The sequence below is a fragment of the Robertmurraya mangrovi genome (assembly GCF_034427655.1).
In the GTDB taxonomy this organism is placed as follows: Bacteria; Bacillota; Bacilli; order Bacillales; family Cytobacillaceae; genus Robertmurraya_A; species Robertmurraya_A mangrovi.
Genome location: NZ_JAXOFX010000007.1, coordinates 56,516 through 75,538, shown reverse-complemented (window position 1 = coordinate 75,538; position 19,023 = coordinate 56,516). Strand labels below are relative to the sequence as shown.

The window sequence follows — 19,023 nt, the reverse complement described above, 5'->3', positions numbered from 1 at the left end:
CATGCCAAGCAGCAGAAGCAACAACTCAAACAACCTTTTAGTTCCTGGTGTACAACAAGCTCTTGATCAAATGAAATATGAGATCGCTAGTGAGTTTGGTGTTAACCTTGGTGCTGACACAACTTCTCGTGCAAACGGTTCAGTTGGAGGAGAAATCACTAAGCGTTTAGTTCAGATGGCTGAACAACAATTAGGTGGCGGTTTCTCTCAACAATAACACTTAACAAATAAATAAAATGGCTACAAGGAGCGGGTTTCGTGCCCGCTCCTTTCAATTTACTTAAAACAATAAATACTTGTTTTTGATAAATAGACATGTTGAAAAATTGTAACAATTTCTAAATCATTAAAAAAAGCCCCTAAACATAACTTTTCCTCATATACCAAATGTACTAAATCATATTTTTTAAAAAATAAATAATTTCAAATTTTTAAATAATTTAGTATAATAATCATTGGGGATAATACATAGAATTTTCAAACATCACAATAATGTTTAGGGGGATTATTTAATGAAGCGAGAGGATTTACTGGCACCGGAAAAGTACAACTTAGTTTCTGAGGTAGAACGATTTGCGCAAGACCCTAATCGAATGGCATTGAAGTGGGAGAATGAAGAGGGAGATACCCAAGAGGTAAGTTATCAAGAGTTAATGGCAAATGCCAATAAAATTGGAAACGTTTTCTTAGAAAAGGGATTACAAAAAGGAGATGTTATCCTTATAATAGTTCCTCGTTTAATTGAGGCATACCAGGTCTATCTAGCAGCACTAAAAAGTGGACTTGTAGTTATTCCTAGCTCTGAAATGTTACGTGCAAAAGATCTTCAGTATCGCATTAACCATGGGGATGTGAAAGGGATTGTCAGCTATCACCCTTATGCTCCTCAATTTTCAGAGGTTGAAGAATGTAATGATTTATTGAAATTTGTTATCGGTGGAGAAGCTGAAGGGTGGATTCATCTTGATGAAGTAATGGAAACCGCTTCAGACCAACTAGCTTTAGCAGAGACAAATCAAGATGATATGGCTTTCCTATCTTATACTTCTGGTACAACAGGTAATCCTAAAGGGGTTGTTCATACTCACGGTTGGGCATATGCTCATTTACGTGCAGCGGCTCCAAATTGGCTCTGTATTGAAGAAGGAGACATGGTTTGGGCAACTGCAGGTCCAGGGTGGCAAAAATGGATTTGGAGTCCTTTCTTGTCGGTTTTAGGATCAGGAGCAACAGGTTTTGTCTATCATGGAAAATTTGAGCCGGAAAAATACTTACAACTTCTTCAAGATTATAAAATAAATGTTTTATGTTGTACGCCAACAGAATACCGCTTAATGGCAAAAGTTGATCAAATTGAGCAATACAAGCTACCGGATCTTCATAGTGCGGTATCAGCTGGAGAGCCTTTAAATAGAAATGTAATTGATACATTCAAAAAATACTTTAATGTTGATGTTCGAGACGGATATGGTCAGACAGAAAATACATTATTAGTAGGAATTACAAAGGGAATGGAACTAAAAGCAGGATCAATGGGCAAACCAATTCCCGGTAACAGAGTCGAAATTATTAATGAGGATGGGGTACCTTGTGAAGTTGGGGAAGTAGGAGACATTGCTGTACATGTTGAAACACCAGCCCTATTCAAAAACTATTACAAAGACCCTGAAAGAACAGCGATGCAATTCCGTGGTGATTACTATGTTACTGGGGATAAAGCGAAAAAGGATGAAGAAGGGTATTTTTGGTTTGAAGGTCGCGGTGACGATATTATCATTAGTTCCGGTTATACCATCGGTCCTTTTGAAGTAGAAGACGCGCTTGTCAAACATCCAGCTGTAAAAGAGTGTGCCGTTGTTGGTAGCCCTGATGAAATTCGTGGACATATTGTAAAAGCATTTGTTGTGCTAAAAGAAGATGTTGACCAAAATGACCCGGATTTAATTAAAAACTTACAGGAGCATGTTAAAACGTTAACAGCACCTTATAAATATCCTCGTAAAATCGAATTTATTTCAGAACTACCAAAAACAACTTCTGGAAAAATTCGAAGAGTAGAGCTTCGTAAACAAGAGCAAGAATTGGCTCAAGCATAATAAAAGAAGAAGAGCAAGCTCCTAAGTCGTGAGCTTGCTTTATTGTTGATTTTAAATTGCAACAATAAGTTCCACTGTTTGCTATACTATGGGAAAAGATCGACAAATACAGGAGGAGAAAAGACATGGGGGAAATTTGGTTTAATGGTCACATTTATACCTTACAAGCTGAGGGACATAAAGTTGAAGCTCTTTTTACAAAGGGAGATAAGATAGTTGATTTAGGTTCTAAAGATGAGCTTGAAAGAAAGTATCATCATGAAATAGTAGAACAACATGACTTAGAAGGAGCTACATTACTACCTGGTTTTGTTGATAGCCATATGCATTTGATTGGCCACGGTGAAAAGTTAATGAAATTAGACCTTGCTTCTTACACATCTAAATCTGACCTACTTTTAGCAGTAGGAGAATACGCTAAGAAAATAGCGGAGGGTGAATGGATCATAGGAGAAGGTTGGAACGAAAATTTATGGGATGTGTCAGAGCCAATTACGAGATTCGATATAGATCAAGTCGTACAGAACCGCCCTGTTATTTTAAAAAGAGTATGTAGGCATGTGATTTCAGCTAGTTCAGATGCGATGAGATTAGCTGGGATTACAGAGGACACTGTCTCTCCTTTAGGTGGGGTAATTGACAGAGATAAGAACGGGGCAGTAAATGGCTTATTTAAAGAACAAGCACAAGAATTAATACTAAAAGCCATCCCTCAAGCAACAGAGGAATACTTAAGAAATGCTATGAGTCTAGCTATTAAAGATGCACACAAACTAGGTTTAACAGGTGGACATACAGAAGATTTAAATTACTATGGTGGTTTTGAACGGACATATAACACTTTTAGAAGGGTGATTGAAGAGGATAATATCCCTTTCCGTGCTCATCTATTAGTCCATCATGAGGTTTCAGATGATTTTCAAACAGCAGGGGGTAGCTTTCAAGCTGGGAATGAATTCATCGAATTTGGTGCCATTAAGATTTTTGCAGATGGATCACTTGGTGGAAGAACGGCCTTATTAAGTCACCCATATGCAGATGATCCAACTACTTCCGGTTTAGCTATTTATACACAAGAACAACTAAATGAAATTGTAAAAAAAGCAAGAAGGTTGAACATGCCCATTGCCGTCCATGCAATTGGTGATCTAGCATTTGAGATGGTCTTAAATGCAATTGAAGAATACCCTCTTGTAGGAGAAGGAAGAGACCGTCTTATTCATGCTCAAATTTTAAGAAGAGAATTAATTGAACGGATAAAAGGACTGCCATTGATTCTAGATATCCAGCCAAGATTCCTGGCATCCGATTTTCCATGGGTGGTTGAACGTGTAGGGGAAGATTATATGGGCTATTGCTACGCTTGGAAAACATTATTGAATGAGAATCTACCATGTGCGGGTGGTTCTGATGCACCGATTGAACCATTAAATCCATTATTAGGGATCCATGCAGCAGTTACTCGTACAAACATTGATGACCCAGAGAAAATGGTTTATAACGAAAAAGAAGCACTGACTGTATATGAAGCTGTATGTTTATTTACTAAAGGAAGTGCATATGCTGCTTGTCACGAGCATGATAGAGGGATATTAAAGGAAGGCTATCTGGCGGATTTTACGGTTCTTACTGAGGATATTTTTAAGGTTAACCCACATGATATTGCCAGTATTGGTGTTGAAAGAACGGTGATTGGTGGAAAAATCGTCTTTAGTAAGAATAAAAGTGTAGTATAATTAGTCTAATTTATCTAGAGCTGTTTTAAACAGCTCATTTTTTTAGGCTATTTTCGAAAAAAGATGGTCGAATGTTTCGTTACCCTTTATAATAAAATTATTTCGAAACTAGAAAGAATTGAGGCATGGGATATGAATAATAACGAAACAAGAATGGGAATTATAAATGCGGGATTTTCCTACTTACTGTGGGGACTCTTGCCGATTTATTGGAAACTTCTAGACCATGTTAATGCAGATGAAATATTAGCTAACCGAGTATTTTGGTCGTTCATTTTCATGCTCTTTATTCTGTTGGTAACTAAAAAATTGAATTCATTTGTTGCTACTTTGAAGGCATTTAAAGAAAATAAATCGCAAATCTATGCTTTAGTAATAGCTTCCATTCTCATTAGTATTAATTGGTTTATTTATATTTGGGCAGTGAATAGTAACCAGATGGTAGAGGCTAGTCTGGGCTATTACATCAATCCACTTGTGAGTGTTTTATTGGGAGTTATTTTCTTAAAGGAGAAATTGTCCACAGCACAATATGCTTCCTTTATTCTAGCTTTCATTGGCGTATTGATTATAAGCTTTTCGTATGGCCGTTTTCCTTGGATAGCGATTGTCCTTGCGGTTTCATTTGGTTTATACGGGCTCGCTAAAAAACTAATTAAAGTTGACTCTGCGATTGGATTAACATTAGAAACAATGGTTGTCACACCACTTGCACTCATTTATATCATTTATTTGTTTATCCAAGGTTCACAATCGTTCTTTACAATTTCGATTACAACCGATTTACTGTTACTAGGAGCGGGTGCTGCAACAGCTTTACCTCTTCTGTATTTTGCTAAGGGTGCACAAAAAATTCCTTTATCCATGTTAGGATTTTTACAATACATTGCACCGACCCTTACATTAATGCTAGGTATCTTTTTCTACGGTGAGCACTTTACCAAACTTCACTTACTGTCATTCATGTGTATTTGGACGGCACTAACCATCTACTCTATTTCTAAGACAAAGCTATTTATTAATCTAGAAACAAAGTGGAAAAAAGGAAAAGGACTAGGGGTATAGCTACAGGAAAAAGAGTTCATCAATTCTCTGATGAACTCTTTTTTTCATGATTATAAGAAAGTTCGTTTCACTTTCTCCCAGAAGGAGTTATCTCTTAGTTTTACCGTTTTAATCTGTTTATTACTAAGTTTTACTTCAATTTTCTCAACATGTTGAATACTAAGTGCTTCGTTATCCATTCCCATGGTTGGGTGGTCGTTACCATCTTGTACGACTTTTAAAGTTAGGACACGATTAGCCCCAAGTATAAACGGAGAACCAAGTGTTCTATACTGATTTGTATTTAAGGAAGCCAGTTCACTTACTTGAATAGATGGCAAAGTAGGATCGACCACAGCACCGTTCACGGATTTATTATAAGCCGTACTACCTGTTGGCGTGGAAACAATCATTCCATCACCTCTAAATGTTTCAAAGTGTAATTGATCTATGTACACATCAAGAACAAACGTCTTAATAATAGCTGAACGTATACTAAACTCATTTAAACAATGGAAAGAAATTTCGTCATCGATGGTCACATCAATGGTAGGATAACGTCTTACCTCTATCTCTTCGTTTGTCATTGCAGCTATCATTTTATCCGTGTCATCAATGTGGAAGTCACAATAAACGTTTAATTTTCCTGTTGTTGAGATGCCTGCATAAAGACAATCTTCTCTAAAGCCAGTTTTTCTTACGGCTTGTAAAAACGTTCCATCTCCTCCAACACTCACTATAATGTTTGCTTGTTTAAAATCTTTAACAATGTTAAATCCGTGATTATCTGCTAGCTCATAAAGAGGTTTTATTTTTTCAAGCATGTCTTTATCTTTTTTATGATAAAAATAAAGATTACGACGATTAGGCACAGTTATTTCCTCCAAACTAATTGATTTCTATTATATCTTTACCCAATTTCTCATATTTTTGCTAGGCTCTTTTTAGTGAACTTTTTAAATTACTATTAAAAAGAAAATTTGTAGATGGAAAATTCACCTTTTGTTAAAATGGTTATTGGAAAATAGTGTACATCTTTTTGAAACATTTTAAAAGGAGAGACGTATAACTTAATTGGATATATAGTTCTTTTTCGTACTCCAATTTTATATGTATTAGTGGTATAGTTGAGCCAAATTAGTACGAAGTTGGCTAATAGTTATAAGGAGGATGGCAACATGAATGGGAAACGTTGGGCAGCATTAGGAATTGCTGGTGCGTTATTATTTTTCTCGATTGTGGTAAACATGTTATCTGCATTTGCTTTCACCGACTTTGAAAGTTCATTTAAAGAAATGTTTGAAGTGGCAGATACACCGTTTATTGAAGAGGTAGTAGAAAAGGGAAATTCATCAAAGAAAATTGCGATTTTAGAAGTGAATGGGGTCATTCAGGATACAACTGATGCAGGATCTCTTTTTACAAGCCCAGGGTATAATCATAAATCTTTTATTAAAAGCTTAGAACACGTAAAAGATGATCCAACGGTTAAGGCTGTTGTTTTAAAGGTAAACACTCCTGGTGGGGGTGTAGTAGAAAGTGCAGAAATTCATCGAAAAATTATTGTGATACAAAAAGAAGCTAAGAAGCCAGTTTATGTGTCGATGGGGTCTATGGCCGCTTCGGGAGGATATTACATAGCTGCACCTGCTGATAAAATCTTCGCGAGTCCTGAAACTTTAACTGGTTCACTAGGTGTAATCATGCAAGGTTATAACTATGCTGGCCTCGCTGAAAAATATGGAGTCGAGTTTGTAACCATTAAAAGCGGTCCATACAAAGACATAATGAGCCCAACTAGAGATATGACCAAAGAAGAAAGAGACATTTTACAATCCATGATTGATAATTCTTATGAAGGCTTTGTTAAGGTCATTTCGGAAGGTAGAGGAATGTCTGAAGCTGAGGTTAAGAAAATAGCAGACGGTCGTATTTATGATGGGCGTCAAGCGAAAGACGTTAACCTGATTGATGAGTTCGGATATTTAGAAGATGTTATTGATGTAATGAAAAAAGATAACAATTTAAAAGGTGCTCAAGTAGTAAGTTATACAGAAAACTTTGGATTTGGTTCTTTATTTAGTATGGGAGCACAAAAAATCATGGGAGAAGACTTTGAGATGGCAGGTTTAATGAAATTACTATCTCAGCCGAACTCTCCACGTTTGATGTACTTATATGCTGAATAAGGAGGGGGAAGTTATGGAAGAAAATCAAGTTGAGTACGAAAATGAAATCAATCAAATGGAAAAACAGACTGAACCCTCAAAGAATCTGTCTTCAATTGAACCTCAATTCGCAGGTTTTTGGATGAGATTTTGGGCTTATTTACTTGATTTAGTTGTCATTGGAAGCATTGATAGAATCATCATTAATCCAGCCTTTAGAGCATTGGACATAAACTTATTTGAAGTAAATATATTTTCACCTATTACCATTGCAACTGCGATTACCTTTTATGGATATTTCGTACTGATGACAAAATTCTTCGGTCAGACACTAGGTAAAATGGCTTTTGGATTAAAGGTTGTTAATCTCGATGGTAATTCATTGTCTTGGAGTACGATTTTGTTTAGGGAATGGATTGGAAGGTTCATCTCTACAACCGTTCTAATCAGTTATGTGATCGTTGCATTCTTACCAAAAAAACAAGGGTTGCATGATATTTTCGCAGATACCACTGTTGTTCATGAAAAATAATCATATTAAGCAAAAATAAACCTGTCAACTATTGGTTGGCAGGTTTATTTTTGTCAATTTAGTGGATACTAGTAGGCTGAAGGGTGTGAATGTAATTGAAATGGGTACTTATTGTATTAGCCATTATTTTATTGATCCTTTTAGTTGTTATCATTTCTAAATTGAAAGTTTATATTGATTACTATCATGGACAAGATAATGACCACCTTGAAATAAAGTTTAAGGCTTTATTTGGTCTTGTTCGCTATAAAATGACCATTCCGATGATCAAGGTAGATGAGAATTCACCAACGATTGTAGTAAAGGATAAAATCGAAAAGGGAAAAAAAGAAAAGAATGTAAAACAAGGAAAAAGGCAAGTGGCTGGTGAGGATTTATTAAAGGGCTTTAACGATACGAAGCAATTAGTTAATCATGTATTGGGCTTACATAAAATTGTTAAAAAGTTTTTGAGAAAAGTGCAAGTCAAGGAATTGGAATGGCATTCAGTTGTCGGTGTTGGAGATGCAGCCATTACGGGAGTATTAACAGGCTCAATATGGGCTGTAAAGAGTAGTTTACTTGGAATTGTCAGCCGATATATGGTAATGAAAAAAATGCCTACCGTAACAATCACTCCAAACTTTCAATTTGCTGTATCTCAAACGGCTATAAAATGTATGATTCAATTTCGAATCGGGCATGCTATGTTAGCAGGAATTAAACTACTAAAATTTTGGAAGGGCGGAAAACCCCGTTTCAAAACGAAGCCATTATCAATTTTATCTGATAATAAGTCTAAATCGATATAGAGGAGGAAGTTGTATATGACGGAGCATCCTATTCAAGGGTTAATGACAACTGCAATGGAAAATCTTAAAGAGATGATTGATGTTAACACGATTATAGGTGACCCAGTAGAAACACCTGATGGAAGTGTAATTCTTACAGTCTCTAAAGTAGGATTTGGTTTTGCTGCTGGTGGAAGTGACTTCTCCCTTGATGGCCAAGGTGATAAAAAGCCATTTGGTGGAGGTAGTGGTGGTGGAGTATCCATAACACCTATCGCATTTTTAATCGTTAACTCAAGAGAAGTGAAAATGGTTCACTTAGATGAAAGTACTCATCTATACGAAAAAATTCTTGATTTAGCACCACAAGCGGTGGATAAAATTCAACAAATGTTCTCAAATAAAAACGATCAAGGCCAAGGAAATAGCAATACACAAAGTAAACCAGGTAATCCAGAAGAATATGATGGACCAAAAACCGATTTAGAAATCTAATCAATTGATTTGTTTTATATAAGAAAGTTAACTTCTTAAAAGAAGGAGTTAACTTTTTTCATGTAATTAGGAATTATTAATAGCCACTCTGTCTAAAAATTTGCAAAAATGCCCATTAAACGCTATGATTTACACTGTACATAAGTTGTTAAGGAGGATGAGCCCAATGGCATCAATCACATTTAAAGGTAACCCAGTAACTCTTTTAGGTTCAGAAGTTAAAGTTGGGGACAAAGCACCGAACTTTACAGTTTTAGCTAACGATTTATCACCAGTAACTTTAGATTCTTCTAAAGGTCAAGTACGTCTAATCAGTGTTGTTCCTTCAATTGATACAGGAGTTTGTGACGCACAAACTCGTCGTTTTAATGAAGCAGCATCAAGCCTAGATAACGTACAAATCTTAACAGTAAGTGTTGACTTACCATTTGCTCAAAAACGTTGGTGTGGCGCTGCAGGTATCGATAAAGTTCAAACTTTATCCGATCACCGTGACCTTTCTTTCGGGGAAGCTTATGGAGTAGCAATTCAAGAGTTACGTTTACTTGCTCGTGCAGTATTTGTAATTGATTCTAACGATACAGTTACTTATGTTGAGTATGTAAGTGAAGCAACTGATCATCCTAATTACGAAGCTGCAATTGAAGCAGCTAAAGCAGCTAACTAATAAAAAAGGGGCCTCGATTTAATCGAGGCCTTTTATATATATTCACAAAACTTGAGGACAAGTTCATTCCTCGTTACAATAAAGGATAGAAAAAGAGCAGGAGGAATATAAGTGAATATTAGCACGGTGGAAGACTTATTTACTTTATTTAACGAAACAGCGTTAATTTTACAAGAAGAACTTTCTTGTACCTATTTAGAAGCATTAGCAGAAACCGGTGAAAATATCTTTCATCAGTCTGTTCTACAAGAAGAACTAAGTGAACTAACGATTAAGAGGCTTAAGAAAAGCTATGAGTCCGTAAACTTAAGTAAATATAATGTGGAAGAGATTCGTAGATCCTTTCAATTAGCCATTTTAAAAGGGATGCAGGAAAATATCCAAGCAAATCATCAAATGACTCCTGATACGATTGGGATGCTGGTCGGCTATCTAGTGAATAAATTTGTTAAACAGCCCTCCTTTAGACTATTCGATCCAACAATCGGAACAGGGAATTTGCTGACTACAGTTATAAATCAGCAAAGTGGAAAGAGTATTGATTCAGTTGGTATTGATATAGATGACCTTCTAATTAAACTAGCATATATAAATGCAAACTTACAAAGTCATCCGGTACAACTCTTTAATCAGGACAGCTTAGAGCCACTATTTATTGATTTAGTAGATGTAGTGGTTAGTGATTTACCATACGGCTATTATCCTAATGATGTTAGGTCAGCAGAATACCAGTTAAAGGCTGATTCTGGCCATTCCTATGCTCATCATTTATTGATTGAACAAAGCATCAACTATACAAAAGATGGGGGTTACTTGTTCTTCATTATTCCGAATGGCTTGTTTGAGAGTGAAGAAGCACCAAAACTTCATCAGTACTTAAACGAAAAAGCCTATATTCAAGGAATCCTTCAACTTCCTTTATCTTTATTTAAAAATGAAAAGGCTGCAAAAAGCATTTTAATACTTCAAAAGAAAGGCATAGACGTTAAAAAGCCAAAACAAGTTTTACTGGCAAATTTGCCTAGTCTAACAAAGGCTGCAGAAGTAGAAAAAATGCTTGGAAAAATTGACGTTTGGATTTCGGAGAATAAATAATGGTGAACCGATGTATGTGATGCATCGGTTTTTTTGTCATCAATTTTTATAATAATTTATTTTTCAGAAAGTCAGAAAATATTTTCTTTATGATGTAAACGATAACAAAGAAAGGTATATCTTGAAATGTAAAGTGGACAGTGTTTAAATGAGGAATTGAGAGATAGAATTACATACATTTGTACAAAATATAGAAGTAGCTGAATGATTGTTAATAAGGGATTTATTTTAGACAAATACATAGATCCAGTTCAATTTCGTATTAAAATCACTGTATTTTAACAGATGTTTAAATAAAAGGAGCGGTATATATTATGGCAAAAGTAATTGCAATTAACGCCGGTAGTTCTTCACTGAAATTCCAGTTGTTTGAAATGCCAAGTGAAGAAGTCATCACAAAAGGTTTAATTGAGCGTATTGGATTAAATGACTCCATTTTTACTATCACAGTTAATGGCGAAAAAGTGACAGAAACAACAGATATTCCTGATCACTCCGTTGCGGTAAAAATGCTTCTCGATAAGTTAACTACTTCAGGAATTATTCAGTCATTAAACGAGATTGAAGGAATTGGGCACCGTGTTGTTCACGGAGGAGAAGCTTTCAAAGATTCTGTTTTAATAACTGAAGAAGTATTGAATAAGATTAATGAATTATCAGAGCTTGCTCCCCTTCATAATCCAGCGAATATTACTGGTATTCAAGCTTTCCAAGAGGTGCTTCCTAACGTTCCTGCAGTGGCCGTGTTTGATACTGCATTCCATCAAACGATGCCAGAAAGTTCATTCTTATACAGCTTACCGTACGAGTATTATGAGAAGTTTGGAATTCGAAAATATGGTTTCCATGGTACATCACATAAATATGTTTCTGAGCGTGCAGCAGAGATGCTTGGTAGACCAGTAGAGCAACTCCGTTTAATTTCTTGTCACTTAGGAAATGGTGCTAGTATTGCTGCCATTGAAGGTGGAAAATCAATTGATACTTCGATGGGATTCACGCCACTTGCGGGTGTTACTATGGGAACTCGTTCAGGAAATATTGACCCTGCTCTTATTCCTTTTATTATGGAAAAAACAAATAAAACAGCTGATGAAGTATTAGATGTGTTAAATAAAAAGAGTGGGATGCTTGGTGTATCCGGTTTTTCAAGTGACTTACGTGATATCGAAACACAAGCGGCTGAAGGAAACGATCGTGCTCAGTTAGCTTTAGATGTGTTTGCAAACCGTATTCATAAATATATTGGTTCATATGCATCACGTATGTATGGTGTGGATGCAATCATTTTCACAGCTGGTATTGGTGAAAATAGTGATGTCATTCGTGAGCACGTATTAAGAGGCTTAGAATTCATGGGTGTTTATTGGGATCCTGCTCTTAACAAAACTCGTGGGGAAGAAGCGTTCATCAACTACCCTCACTCTCCTGTAAAAGTAATGGTCATCCCTACAAATGAGGAAGTTATGATTGCACGAGATGTAGTAAGACTTTCTAAATAATTTTTTAAAAGGACAAAGGCTGCTGCTTTTGTTCTTTCTTTTTTTATAGGTGTTATTCTAATGTAGGGAGGGTATATAGGTGTTATCTACTTTATGCACTATGACCCTTACGTTTTGAGTATTGTTAGAATGGATTATGCTATACTATAACCAATATATATAACGGAGTAGGAGGTCATCCCATGTTAACAGAACGGGAGCAAACCGTATTATCTGAGATTAAAGAATGGGAAAGTAAGCTTTATAGCTATCAGCCTAATGATTTTGAACTTACATATGATAAATATTTAGAAAGATCATTCTCACTCCTTCCAGAACAGACACAAAAGCAATTTTTCTCCATGCTTGATAATTGGCTCTTTCATCTACACGCATTAATTCAGGGAAGTCAACTACAGCATGATGCAAAACAACGAATTTTGTCATCAGGCCGTATCTTTAACCCAAACATAGAAAATATAGATGACTTAAAAATGCTAAATATAGACCAATTACGATACATAGCCGAACAACAAATTGCTAGACACCGCTTATATTCATTCGCTCAGGGTGGACTATCAGGAACGGGAGGAACGATTTTCCTAGGTGCTGATATGCCTGCTATGGCTGTTATTAACTTAAGAGTTGTCCAATTAATAGCAATGACTTATGGTTTTGAAGTTAATCGCCCTTTTGAAATGATGACATCTTTAAAAGTATTTCATTCATCCACCTTGCCTCTAAGGATGCAAAATTTTGGTTGGGAAGAACTGATGAATGACCTTAATCAAACGGAAGATTATTATTTTTATGAAGGAAATGAGGAGCTAACGAACATCACTTGGTTTGAACAACCTATAAAACAGATTTTAAAAGGGTTAGCCATTATATTGTTTAAAAATAAATCATTCCAAGGGTTACCACTTGTTAGTATGGCGATAGGTGCTAGCACGAATTATCAATTAACAAGGAAAGTAACAGAGTTTTCCCATAAATATTATCAAATGAGATATTTACTAGAGAAGGAGAACCGTAAAGGATGAGTGTAAGTGAACATAAAATAGAAGCCCCTAAAAACATAAGATGTAAAGTAATCACCATTAGTGATACGAGAACAAAAGAAACAGATAGAAGTGGAAGGGCAATGATCGAGTTTCTAGAAAATGCAGGTCATTCTATTGTGGATTATATCATTGTAAAAGATGATGCATCCTCCATTAAGCAAGAAGTTCTCAAGGGGTGTGAGGATCCTCTTGTAGATGTCATTTTGACAAACGGTGGAACAGGGATTGCAAAAAGGGATGTGACTATCGAAACCGTGCAATCGATATTTGATAAAGAGATTACTGGATTTGGTGAACTTTTTAGGATGCTAAGTTATCAAGAAGATATTGGGTCAGCAGCCATTTTATCTAGAGCCACTGCTGGAGTTGTAAAAAACAAAGCGGTTTTCTCCACTCCTGGCTCAACCGGTGCAGTTAAATTGGCTATGAGTAAGCTAATTATTCCTGAAGTCGGACATATCGTACGAGAAATACAGAAAGATCTATAATGTGATAGAACCGAAACTATTTTAGTTTTGGTTTTTTTTGTTTGGTCATTTTCGTAATCAATTTATGTTTTTATACGTTTAAGACGAAAAAATAATCGGATTAAATTTGTAAACATTAGAGAAAATAAGAAAACGAAGACTTCTAGGGGTGTTCATGATGGGAATGGATAAACGAAAAAGAATAATTTTTTTCACGGTTATAGTTCCTATCATTGCTTTATTTTGTCACTTTCCAGTCGTTAAAGCAGAGGAACTACCGGCTTCTACCGTCCATTTAAGAATCTTAGAAACAACAGACTTACATGGAAACATGCTGGACTATGATTATCGAAAAAAAAGAGAAACCATTGAATTTGGATTAGCTAGGACCGCCACTCTCATTAAAAAGGCTCGTAATGAAGTACAAAATAGCCTATTATTTGACAATGGAGATTTACTAGTAGGAAATGCCCTTGGTGAATATGCAGTCAAAAAGTATAAGGAAAATCCAAAATACTTTTTTCATCCTGTTTATAAGATAATGAACAGCTTACATTATGATGCAGCCACACTAGGAAACCATGAATTTAATTATGGGTTGGATTTTCTTCTCGATAGCATAAAGGGAGCAAAATTTCCTTATGTCAATGCTAATGTCTATGTGGATGACCATAATGATGTCGAAGTGGATGACATCAACTTTTTTAATCCATACGTCATATTAAATAAGCAAGTTGTTGATACAAATGGTCAAACACACAATATTAAAGTGGGTGTGATAGGACTACTCACTCCTATCTTTTATGCGTGGGATATAGAACACGTTCGTGGAATGGCAAAGGTCAAAAGTCTTGTCCAAACTGCAGAACACTTTGTCCCTATTATGAAGCAAAAGGGTGCCGATGTTATTGTTGTTTTAGCACATTCGGGAATTGGAGCCGATAAACGCCTAAAAGATCAAGAAGGAAATAATTTATTTAACCTAAGCAAAGTTAAAGGGATAGATGCTATTCTATTTGGCCATAGCCATTCTGTTTTCCCTGGACGAGATGATTTAAAGAACAGACCAGGAATTAATAATGAAAAGGGAACGATTAATGGAGTAGCTGCTGTACAGGCCGGTTTTTGGGGAAACCATTTAGGAATTATTGATTTAAACCTTCAACATATTAATGGTGAATGGAAAGTCATGGATAGTCAATCAGAGGTCCAGTCCATTTTCAGAATCATCAATGGAAAAAAGAAACCAAATGTTAACCCGGACCCGGAGATACATGCCCTAATGGAAGAAAGTCATTTAAATACGTTAATGTACTTAGAAGAAAGTAATTTGGGCTTTCCATTAAGTCCATAAAATAAAGGAAGTGGAGAGTACCGTTCGTGATTACTCCACTTCCTTTTTTATTTAATATCTTAAAGATGTGCTTTCCCCGAAATATCTTGATTGGTACGATACCATAGCCATAAGTCATTAATAATAGATGCCAATTCAGCAATTTCACTATTTAATTGGCATGATAACTTAAAATCGCTTTCATCAGAAAGTTGGGCTTGTTTTTCATTAATAATATTCTCTAAATCAGCGATGCGGTCTGGTATACTTCCACGTATTCTTTCCCACTTAAACAGTATTTGTTGTTGAGTTGAATCTGTATATTCATCAAAGTCCTTATGGTAGGACGGTACTAGTATACCTAATCTCTCATTAAAAGAAAAAAAATCTTCCATTGATTTTTAGCCCCCAGCATTTTGTTACTCATATTCTACTATACTATTCAAATTTCTACCATGTTCAGATAGGCTAATTCCTATTACTGACTTGAAAAGCTGTTATGAAAAAATAATTTTTATACAAATTAACGAATAAGTATTGAAATATCCTCAAATAATTGTTAAATTGGTAAACAGATAAACAAAGAATAAATATAAACATAAATGAATGTTTATTCGTATATAGGAGGATTTAATAAATGGGGAAAGAAAAAGTAGTTCTTGCGTATTCCGGGGGTTTAGACACTTCTGTTGCAATTAAATGGTTAGAAGATCAAGGTTATTCAGTGGTTGCATGTTGTTTAGATGTAGGTGAAGGAAAGGATTTAAACTTTATTAAAGAAAAAGCTTTAACAGTAGGAGCTGTTTCTTCACACGTAATTGATGCAAAAGAGGAGTTTGCTAATGATTATGCTTTAATAGCATTGCAATCACATGCATTGTATGAAGGGAAATATCCTTTAGTCTCGGCTTTGTCTCGACCACTTATTGCTCAAAAGCTAGTAGAAGTGGCTGAGAAGGAAGGTGCAGTAGCGGTCGCTCATGGCTGTACAGGTAAAGGGAATGACCAAGTACGTTTTGAAGTGTCCATTCAAGCACTTAACCCAAACTTAAAAGTATTAGCACCTGTTCGTGAGTGGGGCTGGTCACGTGAAGAAGAAATTGAATATGCTAAACAGCATGGTGTACCTATCCCGATTAATTTAGATAGTCCTTTTTCTATTGACCAGAATCTATGGGGAAGAAGCTGTGAGTGTGGCGTACTTGAAGATCCATGGGCAGCACCTCCAGAAGAAGCTTATGATTTAACTCAAAGTTTAGAGAATGCACCTGATGTAGCAGATATTGTTGAAATTGAGTTCAAACAAGGAGTTCCTGTAGCACTAAATGGAACGGAGTATTCACTGTCAGATTTAATTTTAAAATTAAATGATCTAGCTGGAAAACATGGAGTTGGGCGTATTGACCATGTAGAAAATCGGTTAGTTGGGATTAAATCTCGTGAAATTTACGAATGTCCTGGTGCTATTACATTACTTAAAGCACATAAGGAACTAGAAGATTTAACACTTGTTAAAGAGGTTGCTCACTTTAAACCTATTATCGGGAAGAAAATGACAGAGGTCATATATGATGGATTGTGGTTTTCACCTCTAACAAAAGCTTTAGTTGCATTCTTAAAAGAAACGCAGAAGCATGTGACAGGTACTGTTCGAGTGAAACTTTTCAAAGGTCATGCCATTGTTGAAGGAAGAAAGTCTCCTTACTCTCTATATGACGAAAAGCTTGCAACCTATACAGCTGAAGATGAATTTGATCATAGTTCTGCGGTTGGCTTTATTAATCTGTGGGGTCTTCCTACAAAAGTGCAAAGTATGGTCCAATCTAAGAAGGTGACAGTGTGAATAAAAAACTTTGGGGTGGTAGGTTTACTAAAACAGCAGAAGAATGGGTAGATGAATTTGGTGCCTCCATTTCTTTTGATCAAGAATTGGTTTTAGAAGATATTGAGGGAAGTTTGGCTCACGTAAGCATGCTTTCCCAATGTGGGATTATTACTGCCCTTGAAGGAGAAAAAATTAAATCTGGGCTCCTTCAGTTAAAGGAAAAAGCATTAAATGATGAAATAGATTATTCTGTTGAACTAGAGGATATTCATTTAAATTTAGAAAGCCAATTGACTGATATGATTGGCCCTGTTGGAGGGAAACTCCATACAGCTAGAAGTCGTAATGATCAAGTTGCTACAGATATGCATTTATATTTACGTAACAAAACAGAAGAAACCGTCAGTTTAGTAAATGATATGCAGCTTGCATTATTAGAACAAGCAGAGAAAAACGTTGAAACCGTTATGCCAGGCTACACTCACCTACAAAGAGCACAACCAATCTCTTTTGCTCATCACTTAATGGCTTACTTTTGGATGCTACAGCGAGATAAAGAAAGATATGTAGAAAGTTTAAAGAGAATTAATATCTCTCCATTAGGTGCTGGGGCTTTAGCGGGGACAACTTTTCCAATAAATCGGGAGCTTACCTCGGAACTACTTGGATTTGAAGGCATATATGAAAATAGTTTAGATGCTGTTAGTGATCGAGATTTTATTTTAGAGTTCATGTCAGCTAGTTCTATTCTAATGATGCATTTATCTCGTTTGAGTGAAGAGTTTATCTTGTGGTCTAGTCAAGAGTTTAACTTTATCGAATTAGATGATAGCTACACAACTGGTAGCAGCATTATGCCACAAAAGAAAAATCCTGATATGGCAGAACTGATTCGTGGGAAAACGGGTCGTGTTTATGGAAATTTAATAGGATTGCTGACTGTATTAAAAGGTCTTCCCCTTGCTTATAACAAAGATATGCAAGAAGACAAAGAAGGAATGTTTGATACGGTAAAAACCATTACCGGTTCTCTTAAAATTTTTACAGGTATGATTAAAACGATAAAGGTAAACAAAACTAAAATGGAGCAGTCAACCATGCAAGATTTTTCAAACGCAACGGAACTTGCTGATTACTTATCGGCAAAAGGAGTTCCTTTCCGCGAAGCCCATGAAATTGTAGGTCAATTAGTATTAACCTGTGTAAACAAAGGCTGCTATTTAGCTGATTTACCTTTAGGACATTATCAAAATATCAATCCACTATTTGAAGAGGATATTTATGAAGTGTTAAATCCAGTTACAGCTGTTGCTCGAAGAAACAGTGCAGGCGGTACGGGGTTCGACCAAGTAAGAAGCGCAATATCAAAAGCGAAGAAACTTGTTGAACATGAGAAATTTACGGGGGTTATTTAATAAAGGCCCTATTCTAAACAATGCTTCTCACACATATTAAAATCTTCTGTGTAACTAAAAAAAGACAGGATGTAATTCCTGTCTTTTTTACATATATGATTATTCATCCTTCTCCGTACGAACCACTAGTACATCACAAGGAGCATAACGTGTGATATGTTCTGAAACACTACCGATTAGGAAGCGCTCTACAGCGTTTAAGCCAGTAGCTCCGCAAATGATTAGGTCAACTTCATGTTTTTGTGCGATATCTTTAGGGATTCTAACTTTAGGTGAACCGTAATCTACAACATAATTTACTTCTGAAACCCCAGCCACTAGAGCTTTTTGTTTATAATTTTCCATTAGTTCAGTAGCAAAACGGTCGGCTCTTTCAGCAATAGTACGATCGTATGCTTCAACTGTAGCAAAAGTACGAGTATCAATAATATGTGCCAAAACTAGCTTAGCATCATTTCTTTTAGCAATTTCAATTGCTTTTTTAAAAGCCCATTCAGCTTCCTTCGATCCATCAACAGCAACTAAAATATTCTTATAAGTGAGACTCATTTAAATCTCCTCCTTTACCTTAATTATACAGTTTAGAAAAGTGAATATCTGTGGCTAAATTTCGAAAAATATAGAAGAAATTAAATTTATTTTGAAGAGGAGAGATATTGTGGAAAAGAAGCAACCGAAAGGTCAATCTCACTATATTTATGACCACCAAGGTGAAGGGGAAGTTAGTCAGCAGATTATGGATTCGTACAACAGTGGAGTCATTGACCAGGAACATGGTCAGTTAGACAAAAGTGAAACTGTTTATGATGAATCTGAATGATAAAAAAATGATAAG

At 35.8% G+C, this 19,023-nt stretch carries 20 protein-coding genes; 17 read left to right on the top strand and 3 right to left on the bottom strand.

The features are described from left to right. The first annotated feature begins 1 nt into the window (after position 1). The 4 genes from SM124_RS12255 to rarD all read left to right on the top strand — a co-directional run bounded on the left by SM124_RS12255 (position 2) and on the right by rarD (position 4,897). Positions 2-217, top strand: coding sequence for an alpha/beta-type small acid-soluble spore protein (locus SM124_RS12255; protein WP_322446826.1), 216 nt, complete (start codon positions 2-4; stop codon positions 215-217). A gap of 295 nt (positions 218-512) precedes the next feature. Continuing rightward, the gene (mbcS, locus tag SM124_RS12250) at positions 513-2,096 is read left to right on the top strand and encodes an acyl-CoA synthetase MbcS (protein WP_322446825.1); all 1,584 of its coding nucleotides are present in this window, start codon (positions 513-515) and stop codon (positions 2,094-2,096) included. A gap of 125 nt (positions 2,097-2,221) precedes the next feature. After that, positions 2,222-3,832 (top strand): amidohydrolase, encoded by a 1,611-nt coding sequence (locus tag SM124_RS12245; protein ID WP_322446824.1) that lies wholly within the window; start codon positions 2,222-2,224, stop codon positions 3,830-3,832. Between the two features lie 132 nt (positions 3,833-3,964). After that, entirely contained in the window at positions 3,965-4,897 is a 933-nt protein-coding gene (gene rarD, locus SM124_RS12240) for an EamA family transporter RarD (RefSeq protein WP_322446823.1), read from the top strand. Between the two features lie 50 nt (positions 4,898-4,947). Here rarD and SM124_RS12235 read toward each other — a convergent pair whose 3' ends face one another. Further along, complete coding sequence (locus SM124_RS12235; protein ID WP_322446822.1) at positions 4,948-5,748, bottom strand: NAD kinase; 801 nt, start codon at positions 5,746-5,748, stop codon at positions 4,948-4,950. A gap of 306 nt (positions 5,749-6,054) precedes the next feature. Between SM124_RS12235 and sppA the strand changes: the two genes are divergently transcribed. From sppA to SM124_RS12185, 10 genes are all read left to right on the top strand, one after another. After that, positions 6,055-7,065, top strand: coding sequence for a signal peptide peptidase SppA (gene sppA / locus SM124_RS12230; protein WP_322446821.1), 1,011 nt, complete (start codon positions 6,055-6,057; stop codon positions 7,063-7,065). 55 nt (positions 7,066-7,120) lie between these two features. After that, positions 7,121-7,576, top strand: coding sequence for an RDD family protein (locus tag SM124_RS12225; RefSeq protein WP_322446933.1), 456 nt, complete (start codon positions 7,121-7,123; stop codon positions 7,574-7,576). Positions 7,577-7,671: 95 nt separating this feature from the next. Beyond that, entirely contained in the window at positions 7,672-8,367 is a 696-nt protein-coding gene (locus tag SM124_RS12220; RefSeq protein WP_322446820.1) for a DUF2953 domain-containing protein, read from the top strand. Positions 8,368-8,382: 15 nt separating this feature from the next. Next, positions 8,383-8,841 (top strand): GerW family sporulation protein, encoded by a 459-nt coding sequence (ytfJ, locus tag SM124_RS12215; protein ID WP_322446819.1) that lies wholly within the window; start codon positions 8,383-8,385, stop codon positions 8,839-8,841. Between the two features lie 166 nt (positions 8,842-9,007). After that, the gene (gene tpx / locus SM124_RS12210) at positions 9,008-9,508 is read left to right on the top strand and encodes a thiol peroxidase (RefSeq protein ID WP_322446818.1); all 501 of its coding nucleotides are present in this window, start codon (positions 9,008-9,010) and stop codon (positions 9,506-9,508) included. Positions 9,509-9,619: 111 nt separating this feature from the next. Beyond that, entirely contained in the window at positions 9,620-10,603 is a 984-nt protein-coding gene (locus SM124_RS12205; RefSeq protein ID WP_322446817.1) for a class I SAM-dependent methyltransferase, read from the top strand. Between the two features lie 314 nt (positions 10,604-10,917). Beyond that, complete coding sequence (locus SM124_RS12200; RefSeq protein WP_322446816.1) at positions 10,918-12,105, top strand: acetate kinase; 1,188 nt, start codon at positions 10,918-10,920, stop codon at positions 12,103-12,105. 182 nt (positions 12,106-12,287) lie between these two features. Next, positions 12,288-13,127, top strand: coding sequence for an EcsC family protein (locus SM124_RS12195; RefSeq protein ID WP_322446815.1), 840 nt, complete (start codon positions 12,288-12,290; stop codon positions 13,125-13,127). Next, a complete protein-coding gene (locus tag SM124_RS12190) occupies positions 13,124-13,636 on the top strand; it encodes a MogA/MoaB family molybdenum cofactor biosynthesis protein (RefSeq protein WP_322446814.1) in 513 nt (170 codons plus the stop codon). Before SM124_RS12195 ends, SM124_RS12190 begins: the two co-directional genes overlap by 4 nt. A gap of 154 nt (positions 13,637-13,790) precedes the next feature. Further along, positions 13,791-14,969, top strand: a complete 1,179-nt coding sequence (locus tag SM124_RS12185) for a metallophosphoesterase (protein ID WP_322446813.1) — start codon at positions 13,791-13,793, stop codon at positions 14,967-14,969. 59 nt (positions 14,970-15,028) lie between these two features. Here the strand turns inward: SM124_RS12185 and SM124_RS12180 are convergent, their stop codons facing one another. Further along, a complete protein-coding gene (locus tag SM124_RS12180) occupies positions 15,029-15,343 on the bottom strand; it encodes a hypothetical protein (RefSeq protein ID WP_322446812.1) in 315 nt (104 codons plus the stop codon). Between the two features lie 242 nt (positions 15,344-15,585). Between SM124_RS12180 and SM124_RS12175 the strand changes: the two genes are divergently transcribed. Beyond that, complete coding sequence (locus SM124_RS12175; protein WP_322446811.1) at positions 15,586-16,791, top strand: argininosuccinate synthase; 1,206 nt, start codon at positions 15,586-15,588, stop codon at positions 16,789-16,791. Then, entirely contained in the window at positions 16,788-18,188 is a 1,401-nt protein-coding gene (gene argH / locus SM124_RS12170) for an argininosuccinate lyase (RefSeq protein WP_322446810.1), read from the top strand. The genes SM124_RS12175 and argH overlap by 4 nt, the downstream gene beginning before the upstream one ends. Before the next feature lie 99 nt (positions 18,189-18,287). On the opposite strand, the gene SM124_RS12165 is transcribed toward argH, so the two are convergent. Further along, positions 18,288-18,737 carry a universal stress protein gene (locus tag SM124_RS12165; RefSeq protein ID WP_322446809.1) on the bottom strand — a complete coding sequence of 150 codons (450 nt, stop codon included), beginning with the start codon at positions 18,735-18,737 and terminating at the stop codon, positions 18,288-18,290. A 109-nt stretch (positions 18,738-18,846) separates the two neighbouring features. Between SM124_RS12165 and SM124_RS12160 the strand changes: the two genes are divergently transcribed. After that, on the top strand, positions 18,847-19,008 hold the full coding sequence (locus tag SM124_RS12160; RefSeq protein WP_322446808.1) for a hypothetical protein: 162 nt from the start codon (positions 18,847-18,849) through the stop codon (positions 19,006-19,008). Positions 19,009-19,023 lie beyond the last annotated feature (15 nt).

What these genes read in the sequence shown, in the direction of transcription:
- rarD (WP_322446823.1), top strand. Translation starts at nt 3,965, where the DNA reads ATGAATAATAACGAAACAAGAATGGGAATTATAAATGCGGGATTTTCC.
- SM124_RS12175 (WP_322446811.1), top strand. Translation starts at nt 15,586, where the DNA reads ATGGGGAAAGAAAAAGTAGTTCTTGCGTATTCCGGGGGTTTAGACACT.
- sppA (WP_322446821.1), top strand. Translation starts at nt 6,055, where the DNA reads ATGAATGGGAAACGTTGGGCAGCATTAGGAATTGCTGGTGCGTTATTA.
- tpx (WP_322446818.1), top strand. Translation starts at nt 9,008, where the DNA reads ATGGCATCAATCACATTTAAAGGTAACCCAGTAACTCTTTTAGGTTCA.
- SM124_RS12185 (WP_322446813.1), top strand. Translation starts at nt 13,791, where the DNA reads ATGATGGGAATGGATAAACGAAAAAGAATAATTTTTTTCACGGTTATA.
- mbcS (WP_322446825.1), top strand. Translation starts at nt 513, where the DNA reads ATGAAGCGAGAGGATTTACTGGCACCGGAAAAGTACAACTTAGTTTCT.
- SM124_RS12255 (WP_322446826.1), top strand. Translation starts at nt 2, where the DNA reads ATGCCAAGCAGCAGAAGCAACAACTCAAACAACCTTTTAGTTCCTGGT.
- SM124_RS12200 (WP_322446816.1), top strand. Translation starts at nt 10,918, where the DNA reads ATGGCAAAAGTAATTGCAATTAACGCCGGTAGTTCTTCACTGAAATTC.
- SM124_RS12165 (WP_322446809.1), bottom strand. Translation starts at nt 18,737, where the DNA reads ATGAGTCTCACTTATAAGAATATTTTAGTTGCTGTTGATGGATCGAAG.
- SM124_RS12245 (WP_322446824.1), top strand. Translation starts at nt 2,222, where the DNA reads ATGGGGGAAATTTGGTTTAATGGTCACATTTATACCTTACAAGCTGAG.
- SM124_RS12195 (WP_322446815.1), top strand. Translation starts at nt 12,288, where the DNA reads ATGTTAACAGAACGGGAGCAAACCGTATTATCTGAGATTAAAGAATGG.
- SM124_RS12225 (WP_322446933.1), top strand. Translation starts at nt 7,121, where the DNA reads ATGGAAAAACAGACTGAACCCTCAAAGAATCTGTCTTCAATTGAACCT.
- SM124_RS12180 (WP_322446812.1), bottom strand. Translation starts at nt 15,343, where the DNA reads ATGGAAGATTTTTTTTCTTTTAATGAGAGATTAGGTATACTAGTACCG.
- ytfJ (WP_322446819.1), top strand. Translation starts at nt 8,383, where the DNA reads ATGACGGAGCATCCTATTCAAGGGTTAATGACAACTGCAATGGAAAAT.
- SM124_RS12190 (WP_322446814.1), top strand. Translation starts at nt 13,124, where the DNA reads ATGAGTGTAAGTGAACATAAAATAGAAGCCCCTAAAAACATAAGATGT.